This is a genomic window from Leisingera sp. SA32 (assembly GCF_056033425.1).
Window position 1 is genome coordinate 117396 of the sequence record NZ_JBVYHB010000009.1, and the last position, 25611, is coordinate 143006.

The window sequence follows — 25611 nt, forward strand, 5'->3', positions numbered from 1 at the left end:
TGCTGCTCCTCATTCCACCAGTACGACGTTGGTAAACCCCGCCTGCCGCAGCAGCGCGGTGACCTCTGTTATCCGTTGCAGGTTGGCACCGTCCCGGCCGCGCAGGATCAGCATGTCGGTGGAAGTTTTCGTCAGCGGTGCCAGCGCCTGCGTCAGGTTGCTGTCGGCCACGGGCACGCCGTTCACATCCAGGTTGTTTGCGCCGATGCCGATCAGCCGCGGCGGCCCGTCATAGGTGCCGCCCTTGCCCGCAAGCGGCAGCTGCAGCACCGCGTCCGTGCCAAAGCGCGACGCCAGCATGAAAAAGACCAGCAGCAGGAACACCACGTCAATCATCGGTGTCAGGCTGGGCTTGCGCCGGGGCTTGTGGGCTTGGGTGAACTCCATCCGGGTTACTCGGCGGCCAGTTTCAGTTGCTGCGGTTCCGGCGCCACGAAGATCCTTGTGGCGCTGTCCTCAACGTCGCGACGGATGCGGGCGATCACCGCCTCGAACCAGGTCAGCGCCGCCGAGGCGGGGATCGCCACGGCCATGCCGGCCGCCGTGGTCAGCAGCGCTTCCCAGATGCCACCGGCCAGCAGCGCCGGGTCGGCCTTGGACCCGGCCGCCTGCAACGCCTGAAAGGCGGCGATCATGCCCAGAACCGTGCCCAAAAGGCCCAGCAGCGGCGCGATCGTTGCGATCAGCTCCAGCGCCCCCAGACCGGTGCTGGCACTGGCCAGATGCAGCTTGGCCACCCGCGCGGTCTCCTCGCGGGCACGGTCCTCCGGCAAAGTCGCGCTGGCGGTCAGCGCGGCGGCGACAACGCGCGAGCGGATGCCGCGGCGGCCCTGGACGATGGCCAGCGCAGCCTCGGCCTCGCCGCGTTCATAGGCGTCGACGGCCCGGCCCGCCTTGCCGCGCGACCAGGCGCCGATCAGCGCCAGCCGCCAGATCTTCCACAGGATCAGCGCCAGGGTGGTCACCGAGAGCGCCGCAATCGCCCAGATCGACGGGCCGCCGTCGCGCAGGAAAGTCACCGCCTTGGCAGAGGCATCGCGGGCCATCGCCGCCAGTTCCTCCTGCCGGGACAGGGGCGCAGGCGCTGGGGCAGGCGCGGGCGCTGTCGTCGCCGGGCTGTCTGTCGCAGCCTCCTGCTGGACTGGCGCATCGACTGGCACCGTCGCCTGCGGCGATGCGGGGGCGGCGGGCGGTGCGTCCGTTGCCGCCGGGATCAGCGGCGCCACAGCCGGTGCGCCGGAGCCGTCACCGGGCAAAAGACCCTCGCTGCCCGGCGCGTCCAGCGCGATGAAGGGGACCGGCGGTGTGGCGGGGGCGTCCTGTGCCAGCAGGGCAGGGGGGCTCATCAACAGCGCTGCAAGTGCTGCGGAGAAACGAAGGGTCATGACTTGCTCCAATAGGCTGCAATATAGGTGGTGCCAGGGTCGGCCTGCACGTCCTTGACCGCCTTGCGCAGCTGCTGTGCTTGCGACTTTTCGGCGGCAAACCACAGGAAATGGTCGCGATTTAGGGGCCAGGCCGCCAGCGCCCGTGCGGCCAGCGCATCGCCCTCGCGCCGGTCCAGCCAGCGGAGGGTCATGCCCGCCGGGGTGCTGAGCGGATAGCCGCACGCCGCGCCGCCATCGGCCAGCACAGTCGCCGCGCCGCAGGCATCGGCGGGCAGGCTGTCCAGAGTGCGGGCGATCGCGGGCAGGGCGGTTTCATCCCCATAGATCAAAAGCTTGCGCGCTGCGGGTATGCCGCCGCCGCCCGGTCCGGCAATGGCCAGCCGGTCGCCGGGCTTGGCACTGCGCGCCCAGGCGGTGGCGCGGCCACCCTCGTGCACAAAAAGGTCGAACTCCATCTCGCCGGTGCGATGACAGATCCGGCGGGTGGTATAGACCGGCCGGTGCAACGCTGCGTCACCCTTGGGCCAGATCGTGGCACCGTTTTCGCCCAGCCACGGCCACTCCGGCGCCGCAGCGCCCGTGGGCGGGAGCAGCAGCCGGAAATGGATGGCATCATCCTGAAAGCCGCTGAGGTCGCCGCCCTGAACCTGCACACGCACAAAGCTGCGCCCCAGTGGCGTGACCGACTGGACGGTGGTGAAATGCACGTTCGGCGGCAGCGCGCCCGCTGCCTCGCCGCCCTGCCAGCGCAGAGCGTCGGCGGCCTGCGGGTGCAGGTCGCGCAGCTGCGCGACGAAACTGTCCTGCAACATCTGTAGCCGGTCGGGCAGGGCGGCGCGCAACCGGATTGTGCTGCCGCCGGGCTGTGCTTCGGCCTGCATGCATCCAAAATCGCGCACCTCGACAACCAGCCGAGCGGCGGTGTCCTCTGGAAGGTCCAGCCCGTAGCTCTGCGCCTGCGCCCGCATGCCACCGGCCAGGTCGGCAAAATCCAACCCGGCCAGCACCGCACGGGAGTCCATCGTGAATGTCGGATTGATCGTCATCTCGGGCCTTCCCTGATGCCAGCAATGCCGCAGGATCGTCCTCGCGCGGCGGTGCCGGTTCCGGGGTGTCCTGACAGCTGTTCGATTGTGCGTGGCTGGGCACGGCGGCGGGATCTATACGCCGGGGCCGTAGCTGGAGACGCGCCTGATGGCGCATCGCTGCGCCTAAAATAACCAAGTTCTTTTGTCAAGAAACTTGTCGCGCGGCGTCGGGCCGCTCAATCCGCGCCGCGCGGCATTCTGTCGTTCCCAAACCCCGCGCCGCGCGGTATATGCGCGCGCATGACCAGTGATGCGCCCAGCAACCCGCCCAGCCTCCGCCCCGATATTGCACCGCAGCCGCAGTTCCGGGATGCCCCGCGTGATGACCAGCCGACGCTCGGCATGGTCTCGCTCGGCTGCCCCAAGGCGCTGGTGGACAGCGAACGTATCCTGACCCGCCTGCGCGCCGAGGGCTATGGGATCTCGCCCGACTATGCCGGCGCCGATGCGGTGATCGTCAACACTTGCGGCTTCCTCGACAGCGCCAAGGCCGAAAGCCTGGAGGCGATCGGCGAGGCGCTGAAGGAAAACGGCAAGGTGATCGTCACCGGCTGCCTGGGCGCTGAGCCGGACTATATCCGCGAGCACCACCCGCGCATTCATGCGGTCACCGGCCCGCACCAGTATGAACAGGTGCTGGACGCGGTGCATTCCGCGGTGCCGCCCAGCCCGAACCCTTACGTGGACTTGCTGCCTGCGGCGGGGGTGAAGCTGACCCCGCGGCATTTCAGCTATCTGAAGATCTCCGAGGGCTGCAACCACAAGTGCAAGTTCTGCATCATCCCCGACATGCGCGGCAAGCTGGCCTCGCGCCCGGTTCACGCGGTGCTGCGCGAGGCGGAGAAGCTTGTCGAGGCCGGCGTTCGCGAACTCCTGGTGATTTCGCAGGATACCTCGGCCTATGGGCTGGACCGCAAGTATTCGACCCATCCGTGGCGGGGCGAAGAGGTGCGCAGCCACATTCAGGATCTCAGCCGCGAACTGGGCCGTCTGGCCCCGGCGGAGGACCTGTGGGTGCGGCTTCACTATGTTTACCCGTACCCCCATGTACGCGAGCTGATCCCGTTGATGGCGGACCCGGACAACGCTCTGCTGCCCTATCTGGACATTCCCTTCCAGCACGCCCACCCGGACGTTTTGCGCCGCATGGCGCGGCCTGCGGCGGCGGCCAAGACGCTGGACGAGATCCGCGCCTGGCGCGAGACCTGCCCGGACATCACCCTGCGCTCCACCTTCATCGTCGGCTACCCCGGCGAGAGCGAGGCCGAGTTCCAGCACCTGCTTGACTGGATGGACGAGGCGCAGCTCGACCGCGTCGGCTGCTTCAAATACGAAAACGTCGATGGCGCGCGCTCCAACGATCTGCCGGACCACGTGCCGGAGGAGGTCAAGCAGGAGCGCTGGGAACGCTTCATGGAGAAGGCGCAGGCGATCTCCGAGGCCAAGCTGGCGGTCAAAGTGGGCCAGACCATGCAGGTGATCGTGGATGACATCGACGCGGACGGCATCGCCACCTGCCGCACCAAGGCAGACGCGCCGGAGATCGACGGCAACCTGTTCATTGATGAGGGCACCGAGGGGCTGAACCCCGGTGATCTGGTCAATGTCATCGTGGACGAAGCTGGCGAATATGATCTCTGGGGCGCGCGCGCCAGCTGACCGGCAGCGCCGACCCCGTTAATTTGACTGAACCGGCCCGCCCCGTGTGGGCCGGTTTTGCATTGGCATCAGGGGGCGGAGATTTTTCTGGCGTTTCACGGTGAAATAGTTGACAGTGTCAATCATCATGACAGATGACCGTTTCCAACTCCACAGCTCACTGGGCTATCAGATCACCATGCTGGCGCGGGTGATCGAACGTCGCTTTGAACAGCGCATCGCGGAATACGGGCTGACCCGCCCGATGTGGTGCGTCTTGCTGGCGGCCGGGCAGGAGGGGCTGCACAGCCCGTCCGAGATCGCAGACTTCATCGGCATCGACCGCACCGCCACCTCGCGCACCCTGCGAAAGATGGAAGAGCGCGATTTCATCACCCGCGGAAGCGGACAGGGCGACGGGCGCTCGATCCACGTCACCCTGCGCCCCCGTGGCCGACAGGCGCTGGAGGCGGTGCTGCCGATCGCGGCAGAGAACGCCGCCCATTTCGAGGCCAAGCTGACCGCGCAGGAACTGCACCAGCTGCGCGCCACCGCTGTCAAACTGCTGCGGGACGAGCCGCGCATCGTCTCCAAACTCTAACCGCTCCCCCAGCGACCGAACCGCAAGGAAGAACCATGGGCAAACTGTTTTCCTACCGTAATCGCCCGGTGCATCTGGGTGCCTACCCGATGGAAACCCTGGCCCGGCAGGCGTCGGCCTCTGCGCTGGATGCCATACCTGTGCTGCCGCAGACCCGTTTCCGCCGCGCGGATGCCCCGCTGTCGATCGTGAACGCCATGCGCGACTATCAGGCGATGCTGGACGCCACCCGCGAAGGGCCGGTGAAACGCGACCGCGCCGAGATCCCTGCCGACCCGCAAGAGCGCACCGACCATCTCAAGGCCTTTGGCTATTTCTGCGATGCGTCCATCGTCGGCACCTGCGCGGTGCCGCCGTCGGCCTGGCTGGACACTCCGCTGGCCAACCCGGACGTGGACGCGCTGGCCGATGCGCTGCGCAGCAAGCAGACCAAGACCTTTGCCTCGGGCATCGACGCGGTGATGGCGACCCTGCGCGAAACCATGGATGCACCGCCTGCCAGCTGCTGCAACCATGATAACGCGCTGGTCTTCCTGTACGAATTCCCCCGCGACCCGGCGGCGGATGAGGACGGCACCGACTGGCTGGCGGACGCGCAGGACCAGCGCGCCTGCCTGCGCGCGGCGGAAACCGTGGTGACGCTGGCCAGCTATATCCGTCTCCTGGGCTGGGAGGCCCGCGCCCATACCGGTGCTGCGACCGATGCTCATCTGGCGCAGCTGGCGGTGCAAGCGGGGCTTGCCACCTACGAGAACGGCGAGTTGGTGAACCCCTTTCTGGGCAACCGCTTCGGCATCGCTGCCGTCACCACCACGCTGGAGCTGGCCCATGACCTGCCGCTGGTGCCGGGCCAGAAACCGGGGTTGGGATACCGTTACGGGTTTGGCCGCCACGCCAAAAGTGCCGCCAATCGCGATCCTTTTGCCAAACGCCGCTTTGCCGATGGGCCGCACCCGTTTGAAACCCTGAAGCGAGTGGACGACCCGACAACATATATTGATGAGGTCAACGTCGCCCGCGTGCCCAAACGCGCCGACATGTTCGCCCGCACCCTGTTTGGTGACCTTGGCAAAGGCCCGCAAGAGGCCGCCAAGAACGGCAACTACGTGCGCAAATCCTCCTCGGCCTTCGCCTTCCGCTTTTCCCTCGCCGCCTTTGTGCTGTTGCAAGACGGCGAAGTCGCGCCCGAGGTTCATCCCTCTGCCACGGACGCCGTTCGAAACGCCGCCAATATCAAGGCCACCGCCTATTTCCTGGGCTGCGATGCCGTCGGCATCTCGCGCTGCCCCGACTGGGCCTATTATTCCCATGACGCGGCGGGCGAAAAACTGGATCCCTACCACGAAAACGCCATCAGCATCATCATCGACCAAGGCCACGAGACGATGGACGGTGCCTCCGGCGACGACTGGATCGCCTGCGCGCAGTCTATGCGCGCCTACCTCAGGTTCTCGCTGCTGGGCGGGGTGATCGGCCAGCAGATCCGCAATCTGGGCTATTCCGCCCGCGTCCATTCGGTGATGGACGGCGAGGTGCTGCAACCGCCCCTGCTGCTGCTGGCCGGGCTGGGGGAGGTCTCGCGCATCGGCGAGGTGATCCTGAACCCCTTCCTCGGGCCGCGACTGAAATCCGGCGCCATTACCACCAACCTTCCGATGACCCACGACAAACCGGTGGACTTCGGCTTGCAACGGTTCTGCGAGGCCTGCAACAAATGCGCCCGTGAATGTCCCTCCGGTGCCATCACCGCCGGACCAAAGCTGATGTTCAACGGCTACGAGATCTGGAAATCCGACAGTCAGAAATGCACCACCTACCGGGTCACCGTGCCCGGTGGCGCGATGTGCGGGCGCTGCATGAAAACCTGCCCGTGGAACCTCGAGGGGCTGTTTGCCGAGGCGCCCTTCCGCTGGGCCGCGATGAACGTGCCGGGCAGCGCACCGGTGCTGGCGAAACTGGACGATGCGCTGGGCAACGGTGAGGTCAACACGGTCAAGAAATGGTGGTGGGATCTGGAGATGGAGGACGACGGCGCCTATCTGCCGTCGAAACACCCGGTCAATGCCCGCAAACTGTCCAAGGAGCTGGACCTGAAATACGAGGATCAGACGCTTGCGGTCTACCCAGCGCCGTTGGCGCCGCCGCCCTATGCCTGGCCCGCGCCGATGGACCGCGAGGCGGGGATCGCCGCCTATGAGAACATGATAACCGCGGAAGAACACAAACGTCGCCGCGCCGCAGGCCAGCCGCCTGAACATGTCTATGCCGCCGATCAGGGGGATGCGCCGGTGATCCGGGTGAAGCTGTCCAAGGTCGAACATATGACCGATGCGGTGACCAAGTATGAATTCTCCATGCCTGATGGGTCGCCTTTGCCGCCCGCCACCGCAGGCGCGCATATCGACGTTGTGGTGGCGCCGGAATATTTCCGCCAGTACTCGCTGTCGGGGGATCCCGCCGATACCTCAAAATACCAGATCGCGGTGCTGCGCGAGGATGCGGGTCGGGGCGGGTCCAAGCTGCTGCACCGGATCTTCGAGGAAGGCCGCATGGTCTTTGTCTCCAGGCCCATCAACCACTTCCCGCTGCACGAGGATGCGGAGAAAACTTACCTGATGGGCGGCGGCATCGGGGTGACGCCGATGATCGCCATGGCGCATCGTCTGCACGCGCTGGGGCGGGATTTCGAGTTCCGCTATTCCTGCTCCCAACAGGCCAATGCCGGTTTCCTGAACGACCTGACGCAAGTGCCATGGGCCGACAAGGTGCATCTGCATTTTTCCGATCAAGGAACCCGCGCCGACCTGGCGCAGGTGCTGCAATGGGCGCCGGGCCGCCATGTCTACACCTGCGGGCCGGAGGCCTACATGCAGGCGGTGCTGGACACCGCCCGCGACAATGGCTTCCCGGAGGAAAACCGCCATATGGAATACTTCTCGGTGCCGGAGCAGCCCGAGTATGAAAACCACGACTTCACCCTGAAGCTGGCGAAATCGGGTCGCGAGATCATGATCCCTGCCGACAAGACCGCCACCGACGTGCTGGCGGAGGCGGGTATTCATGTCGATGTGAAATGTTCTGACGGCATCTGCGGGGTCTGCAAATGCGGATTGATCTCGGGCGATGCCGAACACCGCGATTTCGTGCTATCCAACAAGCAGCGCGAGGACGCCATCATCCTGTGCCAGTCTCGCGCCGCAGAGCCGGGCGGCGTGCTGGAGGTGGACCTCTAACCACCCGCCACGCAATTTTCTTGATCGAGAAAACTTTTGGCCCCGCCCGAGGCATCCGGCGGGGTGATCCCGGCGACGGGCTTGCCGGCGGCGGGCAGGGGTGCTATGCGCGTCGCTAGAGTTGTTATGATATAACATAAAGGGTCTAGCATGACGGACAACAGGCTGCCGGTGACGGTGCTCTCCGGCTTTCTCGGGGCGGGCAAGACAACGCTGCTCAACCATGTTCTGAACAACCGCGCGGGCCGCCGGGTGGCGGTCATCGTCAACGACATGAGCGAGGTGAACATCGACGCCGATCTGGTGCGCGGCGACACCGCGCTGTCACGCCAGGACGAAAAGTTGGTGGAGATGACCAACGGCTGCATTTGCTGCACCCTGCGCGACGACCTGCTGCAAGAGGTCCGCCGCCTCGCCGCCGAGGGGCGGTTTGACTATCTGTTGATCGAAAGCACCGGCATCGCCGAACCGCTGCCGGTGGCCGCGACCTTCGATTTTCGCGATGCCGAGGGCAACAGCCTGTCCGATGTGGCGCGGCTCGACACGATGGTGACGGTGGTCGATGCGGTAAACCTTCTCAAGGATTTCTCCAGCCATGACTTCCTCAGCGACCGCGGCGAAAGTCTCGGCGAAGAGGACGACCGCACCCTGGTCAACCTGCTGACGGACCAGATCGAATTTGCCAATGTCATCATCCTCAACAAGGTCGCCGACGCGGGCCCGCATCAGACACAGGCGGCGATCACGGTCATCAAGGCGCTGAACCCGGATGCGGAGATCATCCAGACCGACCATTCGCAGGTCGATGCCAGTCGCATCTTCAACACCGGCCTGTTTGATTTCGACCGCGCCCATGAACACCCGCTCTGGGCCAAGGAACTCTATGGCTTTGAGCACCACGTCCCGGAAACAGAGGAATACGGCATTTCCTCCTTTGTCTACCGCGCCCGCCGCCCGTTTGATCCGGCCAGGATTCATGCCGCGCTGAACGGCGACCTGCACGGGGTGATCCGGGCCAAGGGCCACTTCTGGGTCGCAAGCCGCCCCGACTGGGCGGCGGAATTCTCGCTGGCCGGGGCGATCTCCTCTGTGCGGCCGATGGGGCTGTGGTGGGCGGCGGTGCCGACCGAACGCTGGCCCAGCCGCCCCGAGGCCCGCAGCGAATTCCTGCGCAACTGGGACGAGGTCTGGGGCGACCGCCGTCAGGAGCTGGTGTTCATCGGCGCAGGTCTCGACCCGGCCGCGCTGCGCGCGCAGCTGGATGCCTGTCTGATGCCCGACACTGCGGAAGGGCTCGATCCTGCCTGGGCAGACCTGGACGACCCGTTCCCGGGGTGGCGGCGCAATGGCTGACCGCCGCGCCCGGCGCAACCTCAACAGCACCCTGCGCCGCCGCCGCAGGGTGGGCGACCCGATGCAAACCTACGACGCGTTGCCCGCGCCGCTGCGCCGCTGGCTCGCTGCCGCCTGTCTGCCCTGGAGCCCGGCCTCGGCGCTCAAGCTGTGGCGCAAGGCGGGCGGCAGCCGCGATCCGGCGGCGGCCCTGGCCCGGCTGGATGCCGCCGAACAGGCGCTGTTGCAGCGCGACGCGGGTGTGTGGCAGGACAGGGGCCGCACCTCTGCCCCCTTGCGCTGAGCCGGGAATCCGCTTATACGCGCGCTGTCGAGACAGGACGGCCAACGTCCGGGTGACATGTCTGAGCAGGGCTGGGGACTACCTCGGCCCTTTGTGTTTGTTTGATCGGACATGTTCCGGGCCACGTTCTGGACTGGCTAACCAAGACCGGCGGAGACAACCGCCCGGCCGGAAAACTTAGCAAAGGAAACCTGAGACCTCATGGCTCAAAACACATCGATGGAGGAATTCGAAGCCCTCCTGAACGAAAGCTTCGAAATGGACACCCCGGACGAAGGTTCGGTTGTCAAAGGCAAAGTGCTGGCAATCGAAGCCGGCCAGGCCATCATCGACGTCGGCTACAAAATGGAAGGCCGCGTTGATCTGAAAGAATTCGCAAACCCCGGCGAAGCGCCCGAAATCGCAGTTGGCGACGAAGTTGAGGTTTACCTGCGCGCAGCAGAAAACGCCCGTGGCGAAGCCGTCATCTCCCGCGAGATGGCCCGCCGCGAAGAAGCCTGGGACCGCCTGGAAAAAGCCTACGCAGACGACCAGCGCGTCGAAGGCGCGATCTTCGGCCGCGTCAAGGGTGGCTTCACCGTCGATCTCGGCGGCGCCGTGGCCTTCCTGCCCGGCTCCCAGGTTGACGTACGCCCCGTGCGCGACGCCGGCCCGCTGATGGGTCTGAAGCAGCCGTTCCAGATCCTGAAAATGGACCGTCGTCGTGGCAACATCGTTGTGTCCCGCCGTGCGATCCTCGAAGAGTCCCGCGCCGAACAGCGCGCCGAAGTCATCGGCAACCTGTCCGAAGGCCAAGCGGTCGACGGTGTGGTCAAGAACATCACCGAATACGGTGCGTTTGTTGACCTGGGCGGCGTTGACGGCCTGCTGCACGTCACCGACATGGCATGGCGCCGTGTGAACCACCCCTCCGAGATCCTGTCGATCGGCGAAACCGTCAAGGTTCAGGTCATCAAGATCAACAAGGAAACCCACCGTATCTCCCTCGGCATGAAGCAACTGCAGGAAGATCCGTGGGATCTGGTTGGCGCCAAGTACCCGCTGGCCTCCGTGCACAAGGGTCGCGTCACCAACATCACCGATTACGGTGCATTTGTTGAGCTGGAGCCTGGTGTCGAAGGTCTGGTCCACGTCTCCGAGATGTCCTGGACCAAGAAGAACGTGCACCCTGGCAAGATCGTCTCCACCTCGCAGGAAGTGGACGTCATGGTTCTGGAAATCGACGGTGCCAAGCGCCGCGTGTCCCTGGGCCTCAAGCAGACCATGCGCAACCCGTGGGAAGTGTTCTCCGAGAACAACCCCGAGGGCACTCAGGTCGAAGGCGAAGTCAAGAACATCACCGAATTCGGTCTGTTCATCGGCCTCGAAGGCGACATCGACGGCATGGTTCACCTGTCCGACCTGTCCTGGGACGAGCGCGGCGAAGATGCGATCCAGAACTACCGCAAAGGCGATGTGGTTCAGGCCGTTGTCTCCGAAGTGGACGTCGACAAAGAGCGTATCTCGCTGTCGATCAAAGCTCTGGGTGGCGACAAGTTCGCAGAAGCGGTTGGCGGCGTGAAGCGCGGCTCGATCGTGACCGTGAACGTGACCGCCATCGAAGACGGTGGCATCGAAGTGGAATATGAAGGCATGAAATCCTTCATCCGCCGCTCCGACCTGGCCCGTGACCGTGCCGACCAGCGCCCTGAGCGTTTCTCGGTTGGCGACAAGGTCGACGTGCGCGTCACCAACGTCGACTCCAAGACCCGCCGCCTGGGCCTGTCCATCAAGGCGCGCGAGATCGCGGAAGAAAAAGAAGCTGTCGAGCAGTATGGTTCCTCGGATTCCGGCGCATCGCTGGGCGACATCCTGGGCGCCGCTCTGAAGACCGGCGACGAGTAATCGTTCCGGCCTTCTGGCAGACAAGACAAAGCCCCGCAGGACACTGCGGGGCTTTTTTTGTGTGATGCGCTGTCTGCTCAGCGTGGTGTCCGGGCGGTGCAAGTCTTCTCGCCGGGACGAGAAGGCGACGCGCAACATCCTGCGACCGGGGTGAATCAGACAAGAAGTAGGATTGCAGCGTAGCCGCCCAGCCCGACCGCGAACGGCAGGAAACGGCTTTTGCGCTCCTCGGGCAGTTCTTCTTTAAGGACATTCAGCACGACGCCGCCTGCCAGAAAGGCGAAGAAGAATCCGATGACCAATTCGGACAGGCTCATAAACGTGCCAAGACACCAGCCGACCATGACCGCGGCGGCGAGGAACCAGCGGCCGCGTCGATCATAGTGGTTCCTGTTATCCTCTCGAAGACCGAAATCGTTCGTCACAAAGTGCAGGCTCATGGCCACGAAGTAGATGACCAGCGACCCTAGGCCGGTTTCTTCCCGATGCAGCAGCAGGTAGCCGATAAGCACGTTGTAAAGGCTGAACGAACCGATGTGCAGCCAGAACACATTTGCTTCGACCGCGTCGCTGTCGCTTGTGCTGCGCGAACGGCTGCGAGAGACCTTGGCGGCGCGTTCGAGACCGTAGAAGACCCCCAGACCCGCAAGTGCGACAAGGTACACCCATCTCTCGGCCGCCTGTTCGGTCAGGCCCAGACCATCAGCGAACGTTTCGCGGTGCGCGCTCAGCTCGGGCAGAATGTGCAGGAAAACATAGGCAACGGCGACCCCACCGGCAGCGGAGAGCCAGCGACTGCGGGGCACCGCTTCGAGAAAGCGCAGCTTGTGGATGAACAGGTGGATCGCGGCGAAGGTCCCAGCGAAGACGGCGGTGAGGTACATCATTACCAAGAAACGGCCATGTCGCTGGAAAGGTTCCAAAGTCGGCGTATGCGCAAGAAAAGCTTCGTGCCAGAACCGGAGTTTTGTTCAAGGGCAGCTAAGCGCCTTGCCCGCCACGCCAATCGCCGCCTGCCGCACGTGCGCACACAGCGCGCGCAGCATGACTGCTCATTTCGGGCTGGCGACGTCCTTACCAACGCTCTTTTGAATGCAGGACTGGCAGGAACAATTCGGGGCGGGCAGGGCCTGGCCTGAATTCCGCTCCGCCCCGTCTGGCGCGACTTAGTGCGCCAGCATATCGTGCAGGATGTCCTCGCCGCTCATCGACGCCGGGTAGTAGGTTGGCCAATTGGTCAGCTCCTTCAGCACCTCGGCGCGGTCGTCACCCCAGTACAGGTGGTAATGGCTGACCTTCTTGGGCGCGATGTGGTGGTCGCTGAACTGGATATAGCCGGGCGCTGCCGCGTCGCCGCTTTCCTTCTTGAAGACATAGCGCACGCCGCGGTTGCCCTTCTTGTAGGTCAGGACCTCATGCCCGTCGGACACGTAGGTACCGCTCACGCGGCCCGCATCACTGGTGAAAGTGACAGTCTGCCCGTCGATGCGAATGGCATCGGTATCGGTGCCATACCCGGTGGTGTAATAGGCGCGATACTCCTCAACCGTCTTGCTGCCATGCGCGGCGCGGTCCTTCAGCACCGGATCCAGGGTGCCGTCCTCCAGGTAGGTAAACACCGATTGCCAGTCGCCTTCCCAGTCGGACAGGGGGCGCGGCTGGATCTCGGCGTCCTCAAAATACCCTTTGTAGATGCGCTTCTCCGCCTCGGTCTGTGTACGGCTGTGGTCATGGCTGTGGGTGTTGGCAGCAGCCGCAGGCAGCGCCGCCGTCAGCAGCAGCGCGCCAGCCGCAAGGGCGGGCAGGGAGATCAGTTTTGTCTTGGTCATGCGAGGGTCTCTTTCTGTATGTAATAACATAACAGTATCCGCATAAAACGTTTCCCGCCTTCATGCAAGTGCGGCGCGTCCCAACCGCGGCCCAAGCTGCCGAATCATGCAGCGCGGCGTTGCATCCCACCGCCGCCGATGCCGCATTGCGGCGGCGATCTGTAGCCCGGTTATGGGGGGCAGGGGGGGCGAAACCTGGCCGATAGGCCCGGAATACCCCGCCCCGGCGCCGGCATTTTATTCCCCTGCCACTGGTTTTTTCCTATACTCTCAGAATAATAGCCGAGATAAACCGGTGACCTGGGAGGAAACAGACGATGATCCGCTCTGAACTCATTCAGAAGATTGCAGACGAAAACCCGCACCTGTATCAGCGGGACGTAGAGAGGATCGTGAACACGGTGTTCGAGGAAGTGACCGATGCCATGGCGCGGGGCGACCGGGTAGAGCTGCGCGGTTTTGGTGCCTTTTCGGTCAAGAAGCGGGACGCACGCGTCGGCCGCAATCCCCGCACCGGTGAAACGGTCAATGTCGAGGAAAAACATGTGCCGTTCTTCAAGACGGGGAAACTCTTGAGGGACCGCCTGAACGGGAAAGCCTGATGCGTTACATTCGCTACGCGGTTCTTGCGGCCCTGGCCATTGTGCTGGTGTCGGTATCTCTGGCCAACAGCACCGTGGTCCAGCTTCGGCTGATGCCCGATGCGCTGGCCGATCTCTTCGGCTTCAACCACGGCATGGCGCTGCCGCTGTTCGTGGTGGTGCTGGGCGGGGTGGGTGTTGGTCTTGTGATCGGCTTCCTGTGGGAGTGGATCCGCGAGCACAAACACCGCAGCGAAGCCGCGCAAAAGGCGCGCGAGGCGCGAAAGCTGAACCGCGAAGTAAAGCGCCTGAAAAGGCAGAAGCACGAGGGCAAGGACGAGGTCCTGGCCCTGCTCGACGACGCGGGTTGACCCGGGGATGACGGACATCCGGGTCAAGATCTGCGGGCTGCGCACGCCCCGGGACATGGCCGCTGCCGCCGCGGCGGGGGCGGGCTATGCCGGTCTGGTGTTCTTTGCCAAATCGCCCCGCCACGTCAGCATCGATGCGGCTGCCGCGGCGGCAGCGGCGGCCCCCGTGGGCCTGTGCAAAGTGGCGCTGACGGTCAATGCCAGCGATGCCGAGCTCGATGCGATCACCGCTGCGGTGCCGCTGGACATGCTGCAACTGCACGGCCGCGAGACGCCGCAGCGGGTGGCAGAGGTCCGCGCGCGCTACGGGTTGCCGGTCATGAAGGCGGTGGGCATCGCCGATGCGTCGGACTTGCCGCAGATTGCCGATTATGAACAGGTGGCCGACCAGCTCCTGATCGACGCCAAGCCGCCTAAGGATGCTGTGCTGCCCGGCGGCAACGGCCTGGCGTTTGACTGGCGGCTGCTGGCAGGGCGCAAATACTGGCAAAAACCCTGGATGCTGGCCGGAGGGCTGACCCCGGAGAATGTCGCAGAGGCAATTCGCATGACCGGCGCCCGCCAGGTCGATGTCTCATCGGGGGTCGAACGTGCGCCCGGCGAAAAACACGCGGACCTGATGGACGCCTTCACCAAGGCCGCCCACGCCGCCCGCGCCTGATCCCTGCGCATCTTTGCTGGCGGCAGCGGGCCTGTCGCCTGTCGCCTGTCGCAGATGCGTATTTGGAGAAAGATGAAAGCAGAAGCGCTGCGGCTTCATCATTCCAAAAATACTCATATGACGACGACCGCCGCCAGATGCTCCGCCCCAGGTGTTGCGCAGCCAGCGGACGCAGGTCTGAGGCAAATTTAAGGGGCACCTGTCACACTCGTGCGCGATCGCGATCACAGCCGGGTCTGACTCGCCCGGCAGCATGGAACAGGGCCCCGTGGCAGGGGCACGCAGAGACAACGTTTAGCGTGCGGGAGGAACCTCCCGTCCCGCCTCCGCCTCTTTGGCGGCGCCGCCATTCTTTACTCCCCCCGCAATGGGGACAGGCCAGCAGGCAGGAAACCGCAGCAGCACACCGGCAGGGCCAGGCCCGGCGCCGGGCAAATCCGCGTGCGCAATCTCCCTTTACCAAGGCCGCGCCGCGCTATACTCAGGGCAAGCGCTGCGAAAGTGAGAGGGAACACCATGGCCGATGATCTTTTCAACAGCTTCATGAACGGGCCGGACGAACAGGGCCGCTTTGGCATCTTTGGCGGGCGCTTTGTGTCCGAGACCCTGATGCCGCTGATCCTGAGCCTGGAAGAAGAATACAACCGCGCCAAGGATGATCCCTCCTTCTGGGCCGAGATGCAGGATCTGTGGACCCATTATGTCGGCCGTCCCAGCCCGCTGTATCACGCCGAACGGCTGACGGCGGAACTGGGCGGCGCCAAGATCTACATGAAGCGCGACGAGCTGAACCACACCGGCGCGCATAAGGTGAACAACGTGCTGGGCCAGATCCTGCTGGCGCGGCGTATGGGCAAGACCCGGATCATCGCCGAAACCGGCGCCGGCCAGCACGGGGTGGCCACCGCCACCGTCTGCGCCAAGTTCGGGCTGAAATGCATCGTCTACATGGGCGCCCATGACGTCAAACGCCAGGCACCCAACGTGTTCCGCATGCGCTTGCTGGGCGCCGAGGTGATCCCGGTGACCTCTGGCCGGGGCACGCTGAAGGATGCGATGAACGACGCGCTACGCGACTGGGTGACCAATGTCCGCGACACGTTTTACTGCATCGGCACCGCTGCGGGGCCGCACCCCTATCCGGCAATGGTGCGCGATTTCCAGTCGATCATCGGCAAGGAAGTCCGCTGGCAGCTGGCCGAGCAGGAGGGCGAAGGCCGTCTGCCGGACACCGTGATTGCCGCGATCGGCGGTGGCTCCAACGCCATCGGCCTGTTCCACCCGTTCCTGGACGACCCGTCGGTAAAGATCATCGGCGTCGAGGCTGGTGGCAAGGGCGTGGATGACCGGATCGAGCATTGCGCCTCGCTGACCGGCGGCCGTCCGGGTGTGCTGCATGGCAATCGCACCTATCTGTTGCAGGACGAGGACGGCCAGATTCAGGAAGGCTATTCGATTTCCGCGGGTCTGGATTATCCCGGCATCGGGCCGGAGCATTCCTGGCTGCATGACACCGGCCGCGCTGAATATGTGTCGATCACCGACAAGGAGGCGCTGGAGGCGTTCCAGGTCAGCTGCCGCACCGAAGGCATCATCCCGGCGCTGGAGCCCTCTCATGCGCTGGCGCATGTGATCAAGATCGCGCCGGACCTGCCATCGGACCACATCATCGTGATGAACATGTGCGGCCGCGGCGACAAGGACGTCTATACCGTCGCCAAGCATCTCGGCTTTGACATGTCCGACACCGAGGAAGGCCGCACCTTCGAGGAGTGAGCCCGCCCCACAGAGGCAATGATAAAGGCGCCCACGAGGGCGCCTTTGTCGTTCTGGGTCATGCCGTTGGCGGGTCAGCTCCCCGCGGCTCAGACCTCGTGCAGCACGGTCTCGAACCCTTCGAACTGCGGATGCCCCATGATCGGGCTTTCGCCCTCGCGCTTGCCCGCGTTGCGGTGGGATGCGCGGAAGTGTTCGGATTTGGTCCAGGCCTCGAAATCCGCGCGGCTGTCCCAGATCACATGGCTGGAATACAGCCGGTGATCTTCACCTTCTGGGCCTTTCAGCAGGCGGAATTCGCGAAAGCCCGGCACCTCTTTCAGGCGGCTTTCACGCGCGGCCCAGATGGTTTCGAAATCGGCTTCGCGGCCAAGGCGGATCTTGAAGCGGTTCATGGCGATATAGCTCATGCGGAGCGGCCTTCCTGTGCTGTGCGGCGGGTACCAGAGGAAAGGCTGGCAGCGGCGAGGGTCCGGCAGGCTGGCTTGGCGACGCAGTTACGGCAGCGCGGCGCAAAGGTCAATGCACCGCTCAGACGGTTCCTGACAGGCGGTTCCTGTCATGCGGGGACCGCGCAGCCGCGTTTGGTCAGGCGGGATCCGCGGCATAGGATTGCAGCATGCGCAGCGGCACGATGTCCAGGGCGCGCTGGTGGGTGGCCTCCAGATGCACTCGCGGTGCGCAGCCCTCGTCCGCCGCTTGCAGGAACCGCGCGGCGCACAGGCACCAGCGGTCGCCGGGCTGCAGGCCGGGGAAGCTGAATTCGGGCCGCGGGGTCGACAGGTCGTTGCCGACGTATTTCGAGAACGCCAGGAACTCCGCCGTCATCACCACGCAGACGGTGTGGCTGCCATGGTCTTCGGCGCAGGTGTTGCAATGGCCGTCGCGGAAGAAACCGGTCAGCGGCGCGGTAGAGCAGGGGGCGAGCGGGCCGCCTAGGACGTTAATGCTGGTGTCTTTTTGCATGGTACAGCCTGTGTTTCCTGCGGATGCCGGTGACTCTAGCGCAATTGCTGGCGGGTGCCCGGATTTTCGGCACCCTGCCACCATCATGGCAAAGCGGCGCGCCGGGTCAATCCCCTGTACAATCCGGGCTTTGGAGCAAAAGAAAACCGCCTGCCAAGGTCTTGGCAGGCGGCGCGCAGTTTCGTGGAAGGGCTGCTCAGGTGTTGAACAGGAAGTGCAGAACATCGCCATCCTTGACGATATAGCTCTTGCCCTCGGCGCGCATCTTGCCCGCTTCCTTGGCCCCCTGTTCGCCGCCTGCGGCGATAAAATCGTCATAGGCGATGGTTTCAGCGCGGATGAAGCCCTTCTCGAAATCGCCGTGAATGACGCCCGCTGCCTGCGGTGCCGCGGTGCCGGACCGGATGGTCCAGGCGCGGGCTTCCTTGGGGCCGACGGTGAAATAGGTTTCCAGATGCAGCAGCTCATAGCCGGCGCGGATCAACCGGTCGAGACCAGCCTCGGCCAGGCCCATTTCCTCAAGGAACATCTGGGCTTCATCGGCATCCAGCTGGCTGATTTCCTCTTCGATCTGGGCCGAGATGATGACGTGGCTGTTGCCCTGTGCCGCCGCCATGTCCGCCACTTTGGCGGAATGTTCGTTGCCGTCGACCGATTCCGACTCACCGACGTTGCAGACATAGAGAACCGGCTTGGTGGTCAGCAGCTGCAACATCGCCCAGGCCTTGGCGTCCTCGGCGTCGACCTCGACCAGGCGGGCGGGCTTGCCGTCTTCCAGCATCGCCTGCGCGGCGGCCAGCAGACGGTCCTGCTGCTGGGCTTCCTTGTCGTTGCCCTTCAGCTTGCGCACCAGGTTGGCGCGGCGCTTCTCGATGCTTTCCAGATCCGCCAGCATCAGCTCGGTCTCGATCACCTCGGCGTCGGCGACCGGGTTCACATGGCCGTCCACATGGGTGACGTCACCGTCCTCAAAGCAGCGCAGAACATGCGCGATCGCGTCGGTTTCGCGGATGTTGGCCAGGAACTGGTTGCCGAGGCCCTCGCCCTTGGACGCGCCCTTCACCAGGCCCGCAATGTCCACAAAGGTCATCCGGGTCGGGATGATCTGCTTGGACTGCGCAATCGCTGCCAGCTTGTCCAACCGCGCGTCCGGCACGGCCACCTCCCCCACGTTGGGTTCGATCGTGCAGAACGGAAAATTGGCCGCCTGCGCCGAGGCGGTCTTGGTCAGCGCGTTGAACAATGTCGACTTACCCACATTAGGCAGGCCAACGATTCCCATTTTAAAGCCCATTTCGGCCTCCTGATGCCACTTGGGAGCCGCTTCTAGGCAGTATTGCCCCCTGTCGCAAGGCACCAGTGTCGAAGCTATGGGCGGTTTTCCCGGCTGTGCGGAGGTGCACAGGTCACATGCTTGTTGCAATTGCGTGAAGCGACTTGGAAAATCGCAAAAGAATTTTATTTGAGCATCAAGACTTTGCATTGCACGAGGGGCATCATGACAAAAACAGCTTTGCTGGCAGCGGCCATGTCCGCGTCCATGGCGGCGCCGGTGGCCGCACAAGAGTTGACGCTCGGCGCCGGTTACTCCCGCTACTCCCGCGATGGCGCTCGCGACAGCGCCCTGTTCACGGCGGAATACACGGCGCGCCCGTTTCATCAGGGCACCGTCCTGTCGGCGCGGCTGGGTGGCGCGCTGGAGGTGCAGGCCGAGGGCGACGCCTTTGTCGGGCTGGGCGTCAGCGGTGTGTTCGATCTGGACAACAACTGGTTTGTAGAAACCAGCGTGATGCCGGGGGTCTACCACGAAGGGTTTGCCGGCAACGACCTCGGCTCGACCTTTGAAATCCGCAGCCTTCTGGCGGTGGGCAAACGGTTCGACAATGGCCGGGCGGTGTCGCTGGCGATCAGCCACAAATCGAATGCCTCCACCGCCGACCAGAACCCGGGCGTCAATGCGCTGACGCTGCGCTGGCATATGCCGCTCGGGGGCTGACCGGCACATGGCGCGGCCCGGCTGGCGGGCGCGGGATTGATTTCTCGCGCAACATTCGGCACACCGGGGCGGACAGATTTCAAAAGGCCCGCCCCATGACCCGCATTGACGCCAAATTCGCCGACCTGAACGCCGCCGGCAAGAAAGCCTTTGTCACCTATGTGATGGCGGGGGATCCCGATTACGACACGTCTCTGGAGGTGGTGAAGGGGCTGCCCGCGGCGGGTGTCGACATCATCGAACTGGGCCTGCCTTTCACCGATCCAATGGCGGATGGACCGACCATCCAGCTGGCCGGGCAACGCGCCCTGGACGGCGGCATGACGCTGGAGCGCACGTTGCAGCTGGCCGCGGACTTCCGCAAGGAGGACGACACCACCCCGATCGTGCTGATGGGCTACTACAACCCGATCTACAACCGCGGCGTCGACACGTTTCTGGCTGACGCCAAGGCGGCGGGCATTGACGGGCTGATCGTGGTCGACCTGCCCCCCGAGGAAGACGACGAGCTGTGCATCCCGGCCCAGAAGGCGGGGTTGAACTTCATCCGTCTGGCGACCCCCACCACCGATGACGCGCGCCTGCCCAAGGTGCTGCAAAACACCTCCGGCTTTGTCTACTACGTCTCGATCACCGGCATCACCGGCGCGGCAGAGGCCGAGGCCGGCGACGTCGGCCCCGAGGTTGCCCGCATCAAGGCCGCGACCGATCTGCCGATCATCGTGGGCTTTGGCATCAACACGCCGGAAAAGGCGGAAAAGATCGCTTCGGTCGCCGATGGTGCGGTGGTGGGCAGCGCCATCGTGAGCCAGATCGCCTCCGGCAAGTCGCCGGAAGAGGTGCTGGCCTTTGTCAAGTCGCTGGCTGACGGCGCGCACAAGGGCTGAGCGCGGCAAACACCGCTTGGCGGGTGTTGACCGCCAAGCGCTTGATACGTTTCTTTGACAACAATTTTGGATCTTGCATGTTTCAGATGTATGCTCGTGCCATCCGCGTGTTCTGTGCGAGCTTTCCGCTGTTTGCAATGTTTGCGGCTTTGGCGGTAGCGCTTGATGTCATTGCCGAGATTGCCGGGTCCAGAAGCGGTGTTTTGGTCGCAAGCCTTTTGGTGTTTGCTTTTGTAAGCCTGTTCAGCCACCGCCTGCTGCTGAGCGGGCAAAAAGCGGCTGTTTCTGATGTGTTCAAGCGGCAGCCGATCGGGCCGCTGGCCGGGCCGCAGAAGCCTTTTATGTTGAGATTGGGTGGCCTTTGGCTGGTCGGCTTTCTGGCTTGGGCGTTTTTCGCGTGGCTTCTTTATGGGATTGTTCCGGGGCCTAAACGGACCCTCCCTGTGGTTGTCATGATGCTTGGGGTCTTTCCTGCGGGGCTGCTGGTCTATGTTGTTCTGGCCTTGTTTGGCACGGCTTTGCCCGCGGCGGCGGCGCTGCAGGATGCTCGGTTCTCTACGGCTTTGCAGCGTGGCAAACAGTCCTTCTGGACGACGCTGCTGTTGTTGCTGACAGGGAACGGGTTGTTCACCCTGGCCTCGTTCGCCGGTGTCATTTTTTTGGGAAATCACCTGTGGGAAGATGCGCCCAGAGCCGTAACACTGCTGTTCGATTTCCTTGGCCAGCTGGCTGGACTGTTCGGCATTCATCTGACGGCGACCGCGCTGTGTATGGCATATGAGGGCGCCGGGCCGCAGACAGCGCCCGAAACCGCCGCCTGAAGGGCATAGACCATTCCCAGCGGGCCGCAGAGCCGCACCAACGGGTGCGGCTTTTCGCGTTTTCAGCCTGCGGCAAAGGCGCCGTTGATTTTGACCTTCGGGATTGGTAAGGAAATTTTACCAGATCAAGGCGGGAGAATGGCCGGTGCCGGTAATCACCAATATCAACGACCTCAAGCGCATCTATGAACGCCGCGTGCCGCGGATGTTCTATGATTATGCCGAAAGTGGCAGCTGGACCGAACAGACCTTCCGCGACAACACGTCTGACTTTGACCAGATCCGCCTGCGCCAGCGGGTGGCGGTGGATATGTCCGGCCGCTCGACGGCGGCCCAGATGATCGGCCAGGACGTGGCGATGCCGGTGGCGCTGGCACCGGTGGGGCTGACGGGGATGCAGCACGCGGACGGTGAGATCAAGGCGGCAAAAGCGGCCGAGGAGTTTGGCGTGCCCTTCACGCTGTCCACCATGTCGATCAACTCGATCGAGGAGGTGGCCGAGGCGACCTCTAAACCCTTCTGGTTCCAGCTTTATACCATGAAAGATGAGGATTACATCCGTCGCCTGATCCAGCGGGCCAAGGATGCCAACTGCTCGGCGCTGGTGATCACGCTGGATTTGCAGATCCTGGGCCAGCGCCACAAGGATCTGAAAAACGGGCTGTCGGCCCCGCCCAAGCTGACGCCGAAAACCATCGCCAACCTGATGACCAAATGGGCCTGGGGCATTGAGATGCTGGGCGCCAAGCGGCGCAACTTCGGCAATATCGTTGGCCATGTGCAGGGTGTCTCCGACACCTCGCAGCTCGGGGTCTGGACGGCGGAACAGTTCGACCCGGCGCTGGACTGGACCAAGGTCGAAAAGCTGATGGAGATGTGGGGCGGCAAGGTGATCCTCAAGGGGATCCTTGATGCCGAGGACGCGCGCATGGCCGCCAAGCTGGGCGCCGACGCCATCGTGGTGTCGAACCACGGCGGGCGGCAGCTGGACGGTGCGCTCAGCTCCATCCGCATGCTGCCGGAGATCATGGATGCGGTCGGCGGTGACGTCGAGGTGCACCTGGACAGCGGCATCCGCTCCGGCCAGGACGTGCTGAAGGCGCTGGCTCTGGGGGCCAGCGGCACCATGATCGGCCGCGCCTTCGTCTATGGCCTGGGAGCGATGGGGCAAAAGGGCGTCACAACGGCGCTGGAGGTGATTCGCAAGGAGCTGGACACCACCATGGCGCTTTGTGGTGAACGCCGCGTGCAGGATCTGGGGCGCCACAACCTGCTGGTACCGCAGGATTTCGGCGGGCGCTGGCAGGATTAATGCCGCCGCGCTGGCCGCGCTGTGGGCTTTGCCCCTTCCCAAAGGCGGCGTTCCGGTCTATAGGCACGGCTTCACGCGGGGTGACAGCCTTGGAGGCACCCCGCCCTAGATATATTGGAGAATAGACATGGCAAAAGAGATTCCTGATCTCGTCGCCGAAGTACGTGCGGGGACGGGCAAGGGCGCCGCTCGCGCAGCCCGCCGCGCAGGCATGGTTCCCGGCGTTGTCTACGGTGGTGATGTGGACCCGGTTGCGATCCAGATCCCGTTCAACGTGCTGCTGAAAAAGCTGAAAGCCGGCCATTTCAAGTCCACCCTGTGGAACCTGAAGGTCGAAGGTCAGGACGACGTGCGCGTGATCTGCCGCGACGTGCAGCGTGACGTGGTGAAGGACCTGCCGACCCACTTCGATCTGATGCGCCTGCGCCGCACCTCGAAAATCAACCTGTTGATCCCGGTTGAATTCATCAACGAGGAAGAGGCCCCCGGCATCAAGAAGGGCGGCATGCTGAACGTCACCCGCCCTGAGGTTGAGCTGGTCGTGACCGCCGGTGACATCCCCGAGAAGCTGGTTGTCGACCTGGCCGGTCTGAACATCGGTGACGTCGTGACCATCTCCTCGATCGAGCTGCCCGAGGGCTCCAAGCCGACCATCGACCGCGATTTCGTGATCGCCAACATCGCATCCCCCGGCGGCCTGACCGCATCGGATGACGACGAAAGCGACGCCGATGAGGTCGAAGCGACCGAGGTCGCTCAGTAAGACCTGCCCTTTGATGGGACAGATTTGCGGGCTCCCGTTTCGGGGGCCCGTTTTTTGTGCCCGTGTTCCTATCCTGTGTTTTTAGTCCGGCGGCAGATTGACAATTGCGCACGGCGCTGCCCCTCTGGCGGCAGCTGTCAGTATCACGGAGGCACGGATGGCGGAGTATGACATGGCCATCGCAGGCGCCGGGATCATCGGCGTGTCTTGCGCACTCTGGGCGCGGATGCGGGGTTTGCGGGTGCTGTTGGCGGATCCCAACCCGCCGGGCAGCGGCACCAGTTCCGGCAATGCCTGCACGCTGGCAACCTATGCCTGCCTGCCGGTTAATGCACCTTCGGTGTTGCGCAGCCTGCCCAGCCTGATGCTGTCCGGCGACAGCCCGCTGGGGGTGTCTTACACCCATGCGGTGACGCACCCGCGCTGGATGCTGCCGTTTCTGGCCAATTGCCGCTCCGGACCGTCGGCGCGGATCGCCGGGCATCTGGCGGCGTTGATGGACCATGCCGATGACGGCATCGATCCGCTGATCGAGGCGGCGGGCGCGCAGGATCTGGTGGAATGCCGCGGCCAGCTGTCGGTCTGGTCCACCGCCGAGGGCGCCGCTGCGGCGGACGCCGATCTGGCGCGCCGCCGCGCCCTGGGAGTCACCTGGCGGGAGGTCACACCTGCGCAGGCGCAGGCGATGGAGCCGGGGCTGAAGCTGCCGATCCGGCGCGCCGTGCATTTTCCCGAGGCCCGCCACCTGCGCGACCCGCAGGCGTTGATAACCCGGATGCACCGAGCGTTCGATGAGATGGGCGGCGCGACCCTCACCGCGTCCGTGGAGGCGGTGGAGGCCGACGGCAAAGGCGTGCGCCTGCAGGCTGGCGGGCAGAGCCTGACCGTCGATCACGCGGTGATCGCCGCTGGTGCCTATTCCCGCCAGATCCGCGGCGCGGGCACGCAGCGGCTGCCGCTGGGCACCGAGCGCGGCTATCACCTGATGTTCGGCTCCGAGGGCCACCGGGTGACGCGCCCGGTTGGCTGGGCGGAGGGCGGCTTTTACGCTGTACCCCATGCCGATGGCCTGCGCCTGGCGGGCACGGTGGAGATCGCGGGGCTGGACGCGCCGATGAACAATCGGCGGCTGGACTATCTGGCCCGGCGCGGTGCCGAAATGCTGGGGCCGTTGCCCGCCCCCTCGAGCACCTGGCTGGGCCGCCGCCCGACGATGCCGGATTCGCTGCCGGTGTTGGGCCGCAGTGCACAGTCGCCGCGGCTGCTGTATGCCTTTGGCCACCAGCACGTCGGCCTGACGCTGGGCGGGCTGACCGGGCGGCTGATGGCCGATCTCGCGCAGGGGCGTGATCCGGGACTGGATCTTGCCCCCTATGCCGCCAGCCGCCGCTACGCCTGATCCGCCGTCAGCACTGGATTTCGGTGCCGGGATAGGGCATCACCTTGGGCCACGGAAAACACACGCGGGCAGACCCCATGAAACTCTTTGTCGGCCTCGGGAATCCCGGCCCGAAATACGAACGCAACCGCCACAACATCGGCTTTATGGCGCTGGACCAGATCGCCGCCGACCATGGCTTCAGCCCGTGGAAGGCCAAGTTCCAGGCGCTGCTGTGCGAGGGCAGCCTGGGCGGCGAAAAGGTGCTGCTGCTGAAGCCACAGACCTTCATGAACCTCTCCGGCCAGTCAGTGGGCGAGGCGATGCGGTTCTACAAGCTGACGCCCGCCGATGTGACGGTGCTGCATGATGAGCTGGATCTGGCACCGGGCAAGGCGCGGATCAAGCAGGGCGGTGGTCACGCGGGCCACAATGGCTTGCGCTCGATCCATTCGCATATTGGCGCCGACTATGGCCGGGTGCGGCTGGGCATCGGCCATCCGGGCCACAAGGACGCGGTGGCAGGCTATGTGCTGCGCGATTTCCCCAAGGCCGATGAGGGCTGGCTGGACGACCTGATGCGCGGCATCTCTGACGGGGCGGCTGAGCTGGCCCGCGGTGACGGCGGCAAGTTCATGAACGCGGTGGCGCTGCGGGTGGCACCGCCGCGCAGCTCCACCACCAAGCCCAAGGGCGAGGGCAAGGCCGGGACCAAGGCTGCCAAGGAAGACCCCGCGGCCGACACCCGCTCGCCGATGGAACGGCTGATGGACAAATTCAAGTGACGCCGCAGGAGGCACGA

25 protein-coding genes are annotated in these 25611 nt (G+C 64.5%); 17 read left to right on the forward strand and 8 right to left on the reverse strand.

All coding sequences use genetic code 11. The features are described from left to right. Positions 1–9: 9 nt before the first annotated feature. Genes AC0IPL_RS14160 through AC0IPL_RS14170 form a run of 3 tightly spaced genes read right to left on the reverse strand, consistent with a single transcriptional unit; the run spans position 10 to position 2434 of the window. Positions 10–387, reverse strand: coding sequence for an ExbD/TolR family protein (locus AC0IPL_RS14160; RefSeq protein ID WP_474275202.1), 378 nt, complete (start codon positions 385–387; stop codon positions 10–12). A gap of 5 nt (positions 388–392) precedes the next feature. Beyond that, positions 393–1385: a MotA/TolQ/ExbB proton channel family protein gene (locus AC0IPL_RS14165; protein ID WP_474275204.1), complete on the reverse strand. Its 993-nt coding sequence runs from the start codon at positions 1383–1385 to the stop codon at positions 393–395. Further along, positions 1382–2434, reverse strand: a complete 1053-nt coding sequence (locus AC0IPL_RS14170; protein ID WP_474275205.1) for a siderophore-interacting protein — start codon at positions 2432–2434, stop codon at positions 1382–1384. Before AC0IPL_RS14170 ends, AC0IPL_RS14165 begins: the two co-directional genes overlap by 4 nt. Before the next feature lie 282 nt (positions 2435–2716). On the opposite strand from AC0IPL_RS14170, the gene rimO reads away from it, so the two are divergent. The 6 genes from rimO (at position 2717) to rpsA (ending at position 11468) form a co-directional block, all read left to right on the forward strand. After that, on the forward strand, positions 2717–4135 hold the full coding sequence (rimO, locus tag AC0IPL_RS14175) for a 30S ribosomal protein S12 methylthiotransferase RimO (RefSeq protein ID WP_474275207.1): 1419 nt from the start codon (positions 2717–2719) through the stop codon (positions 4133–4135). A gap of 127 nt (positions 4136–4262) precedes the next feature. Then, positions 4263–4715 (forward strand): MarR family winged helix-turn-helix transcriptional regulator, encoded by a 453-nt coding sequence (locus tag AC0IPL_RS14180; protein WP_474275209.1) that lies wholly within the window; start codon positions 4263–4265, stop codon positions 4713–4715. 35 nt (positions 4716–4750) lie between these two features. Further along, positions 4751–7948 carry a 2Fe-2S iron-sulfur cluster-binding protein gene (locus tag AC0IPL_RS14185; protein ID WP_474275211.1) on the forward strand — a complete coding sequence of 1066 codons (3198 nt, stop codon included), beginning with the start codon at positions 4751–4753 and terminating at the stop codon, positions 7946–7948. Between the two features lie 150 nt (positions 7949–8098). Further along, positions 8099–9301 (forward strand): zinc metallochaperone GTPase ZigA, encoded by a 1203-nt coding sequence (zigA, locus tag AC0IPL_RS14190; protein ID WP_474275213.1) that lies wholly within the window; start codon positions 8099–8101, stop codon positions 9299–9301. Continuing rightward, positions 9294–9584, forward strand: a complete 291-nt coding sequence (locus tag AC0IPL_RS14195) for a DUF6525 family protein (RefSeq protein WP_474275215.1) — start codon at positions 9294–9296, stop codon at positions 9582–9584. Before zigA ends, AC0IPL_RS14195 begins: the two co-directional genes overlap by 8 nt. 201 nt (positions 9585–9785) lie before the next feature. Continuing rightward, on the forward strand, positions 9786–11468 hold the full coding sequence (gene rpsA / locus AC0IPL_RS14200) for a 30S ribosomal protein S1 (protein ID WP_474275217.1): 1683 nt from the start codon (positions 9786–9788) through the stop codon (positions 11466–11468). A gap of 155 nt (positions 11469–11623) precedes the next feature. Here the strand turns inward: rpsA and AC0IPL_RS14205 are convergent, their stop codons facing one another. Continuing rightward, positions 11624–12355 (reverse strand): hypothetical protein, encoded by a 732-nt coding sequence (locus tag AC0IPL_RS14205; protein ID WP_474275219.1) that lies wholly within the window; start codon positions 12353–12355, stop codon positions 11624–11626. 279 nt (positions 12356–12634) lie between these two features. Next, positions 12635–13297, reverse strand: coding sequence for a ZinT family metal-binding protein (locus AC0IPL_RS14210; protein ID WP_474275220.1), 663 nt, complete (start codon positions 13295–13297; stop codon positions 12635–12637). A gap of 317 nt (positions 13298–13614) precedes the next feature. On the opposite strand from AC0IPL_RS14210, the gene ihfB reads away from it, so the two are divergent. From ihfB to trpB, 4 genes are all read left to right on the forward strand, one after another. After that, positions 13615–13899: an integration host factor subunit beta gene (gene ihfB, locus AC0IPL_RS14215; RefSeq protein ID WP_222478932.1), complete on the forward strand. Its 285-nt coding sequence runs from the start codon at positions 13615–13617 to the stop codon at positions 13897–13899. Further along, entirely contained in the window at positions 13899–14249 is a 351-nt protein-coding gene (locus tag AC0IPL_RS14220; protein WP_474275222.1) for a lipopolysaccharide assembly protein LapA domain-containing protein, read from the forward strand. Before ihfB ends, AC0IPL_RS14220 begins: the two co-directional genes overlap by 1 nt. A 7-nt stretch (positions 14250–14256) precedes the next feature. Continuing rightward, the gene (locus tag AC0IPL_RS14225; RefSeq protein WP_474275224.1) at positions 14257–14910 is read left to right on the forward strand and encodes a phosphoribosylanthranilate isomerase; all 654 of its coding nucleotides are present in this window, start codon (positions 14257–14259) and stop codon (positions 14908–14910) included. Positions 14911–15426: 516 nt separating this feature from the next. Then, on the forward strand, positions 15427–16686 hold the full coding sequence (gene trpB / locus AC0IPL_RS14230; protein WP_474275226.1) for a tryptophan synthase subunit beta: 1260 nt from the start codon (positions 15427–15429) through the stop codon (positions 16684–16686). Between the two features lie 89 nt (positions 16687–16775). Here the strand turns inward: trpB and hmuQ are convergent, their stop codons facing one another. From hmuQ to ychF, 3 genes are all read right to left on the reverse strand, one after another. After that, complete coding sequence (hmuQ, locus tag AC0IPL_RS14235) at positions 16776–17096, reverse strand: heme-degrading protein HmuQ (protein ID WP_474275228.1); 321 nt, start codon at positions 17094–17096, stop codon at positions 16776–16778. Between the two features lie 178 nt (positions 17097–17274). After that, the gene (locus AC0IPL_RS14240; RefSeq protein WP_474275230.1) at positions 17275–17652 is read right to left on the reverse strand and encodes a DUF2237 family protein; all 378 of its coding nucleotides are present in this window, start codon (positions 17650–17652) and stop codon (positions 17275–17277) included. A 196-nt stretch (positions 17653–17848) separates the two neighbouring features. Next, on the reverse strand, positions 17849–18946 hold the full coding sequence (ychF, locus tag AC0IPL_RS14245) for a redox-regulated ATPase YchF (protein WP_474275232.1): 1098 nt from the start codon (positions 18944–18946) through the stop codon (positions 17849–17851). A 204-nt stretch (positions 18947–19150) separates the two neighbouring features. Between ychF and AC0IPL_RS14250 the strand changes: the two genes are divergently transcribed. From AC0IPL_RS14250 to pth, 7 genes are all read left to right on the forward strand, one after another. After that, positions 19151–19648, forward strand: coding sequence for an acyloxyacyl hydrolase (locus AC0IPL_RS14250; RefSeq protein WP_474275233.1), 498 nt, complete (start codon positions 19151–19153; stop codon positions 19646–19648). Positions 19649–19743: 95 nt separating this feature from the next. Next, a complete protein-coding gene (gene trpA, locus AC0IPL_RS14255; protein ID WP_474275235.1) occupies positions 19744–20535 on the forward strand; it encodes a tryptophan synthase subunit alpha in 792 nt (263 codons plus the stop codon). Between the two features lie 77 nt (positions 20536–20612). Then, complete coding sequence (locus AC0IPL_RS14260; RefSeq protein WP_474275236.1) at positions 20613–21356, forward strand: hypothetical protein; 744 nt, start codon at positions 20613–20615, stop codon at positions 21354–21356. A gap of 145 nt (positions 21357–21501) precedes the next feature. After that, the gene (locus AC0IPL_RS14265; protein ID WP_474275238.1) at positions 21502–22668 is read left to right on the forward strand and encodes an alpha-hydroxy acid oxidase; all 1167 of its coding nucleotides are present in this window, start codon (positions 21502–21504) and stop codon (positions 22666–22668) included. Between the two features lie 127 nt (positions 22669–22795). Then, positions 22796–23431, forward strand: coding sequence for a 50S ribosomal protein L25/general stress protein Ctc (locus tag AC0IPL_RS14270; protein WP_474275240.1), 636 nt, complete (start codon positions 22796–22798; stop codon positions 23429–23431). A 157-nt stretch (positions 23432–23588) separates the two neighbouring features. Then, positions 23589–24830 (forward strand): NAD(P)/FAD-dependent oxidoreductase, encoded by a 1242-nt coding sequence (locus AC0IPL_RS14275; protein ID WP_474275242.1) that lies wholly within the window; start codon positions 23589–23591, stop codon positions 24828–24830. 77 nt (positions 24831–24907) lie between these two features. Continuing rightward, positions 24908–25594, forward strand: coding sequence for an aminoacyl-tRNA hydrolase (gene pth, locus AC0IPL_RS14280; protein ID WP_474275244.1), 687 nt, complete (start codon positions 24908–24910; stop codon positions 25592–25594). The last annotated feature ends 17 nt before the right edge of the window (positions 25595–25611 follow it).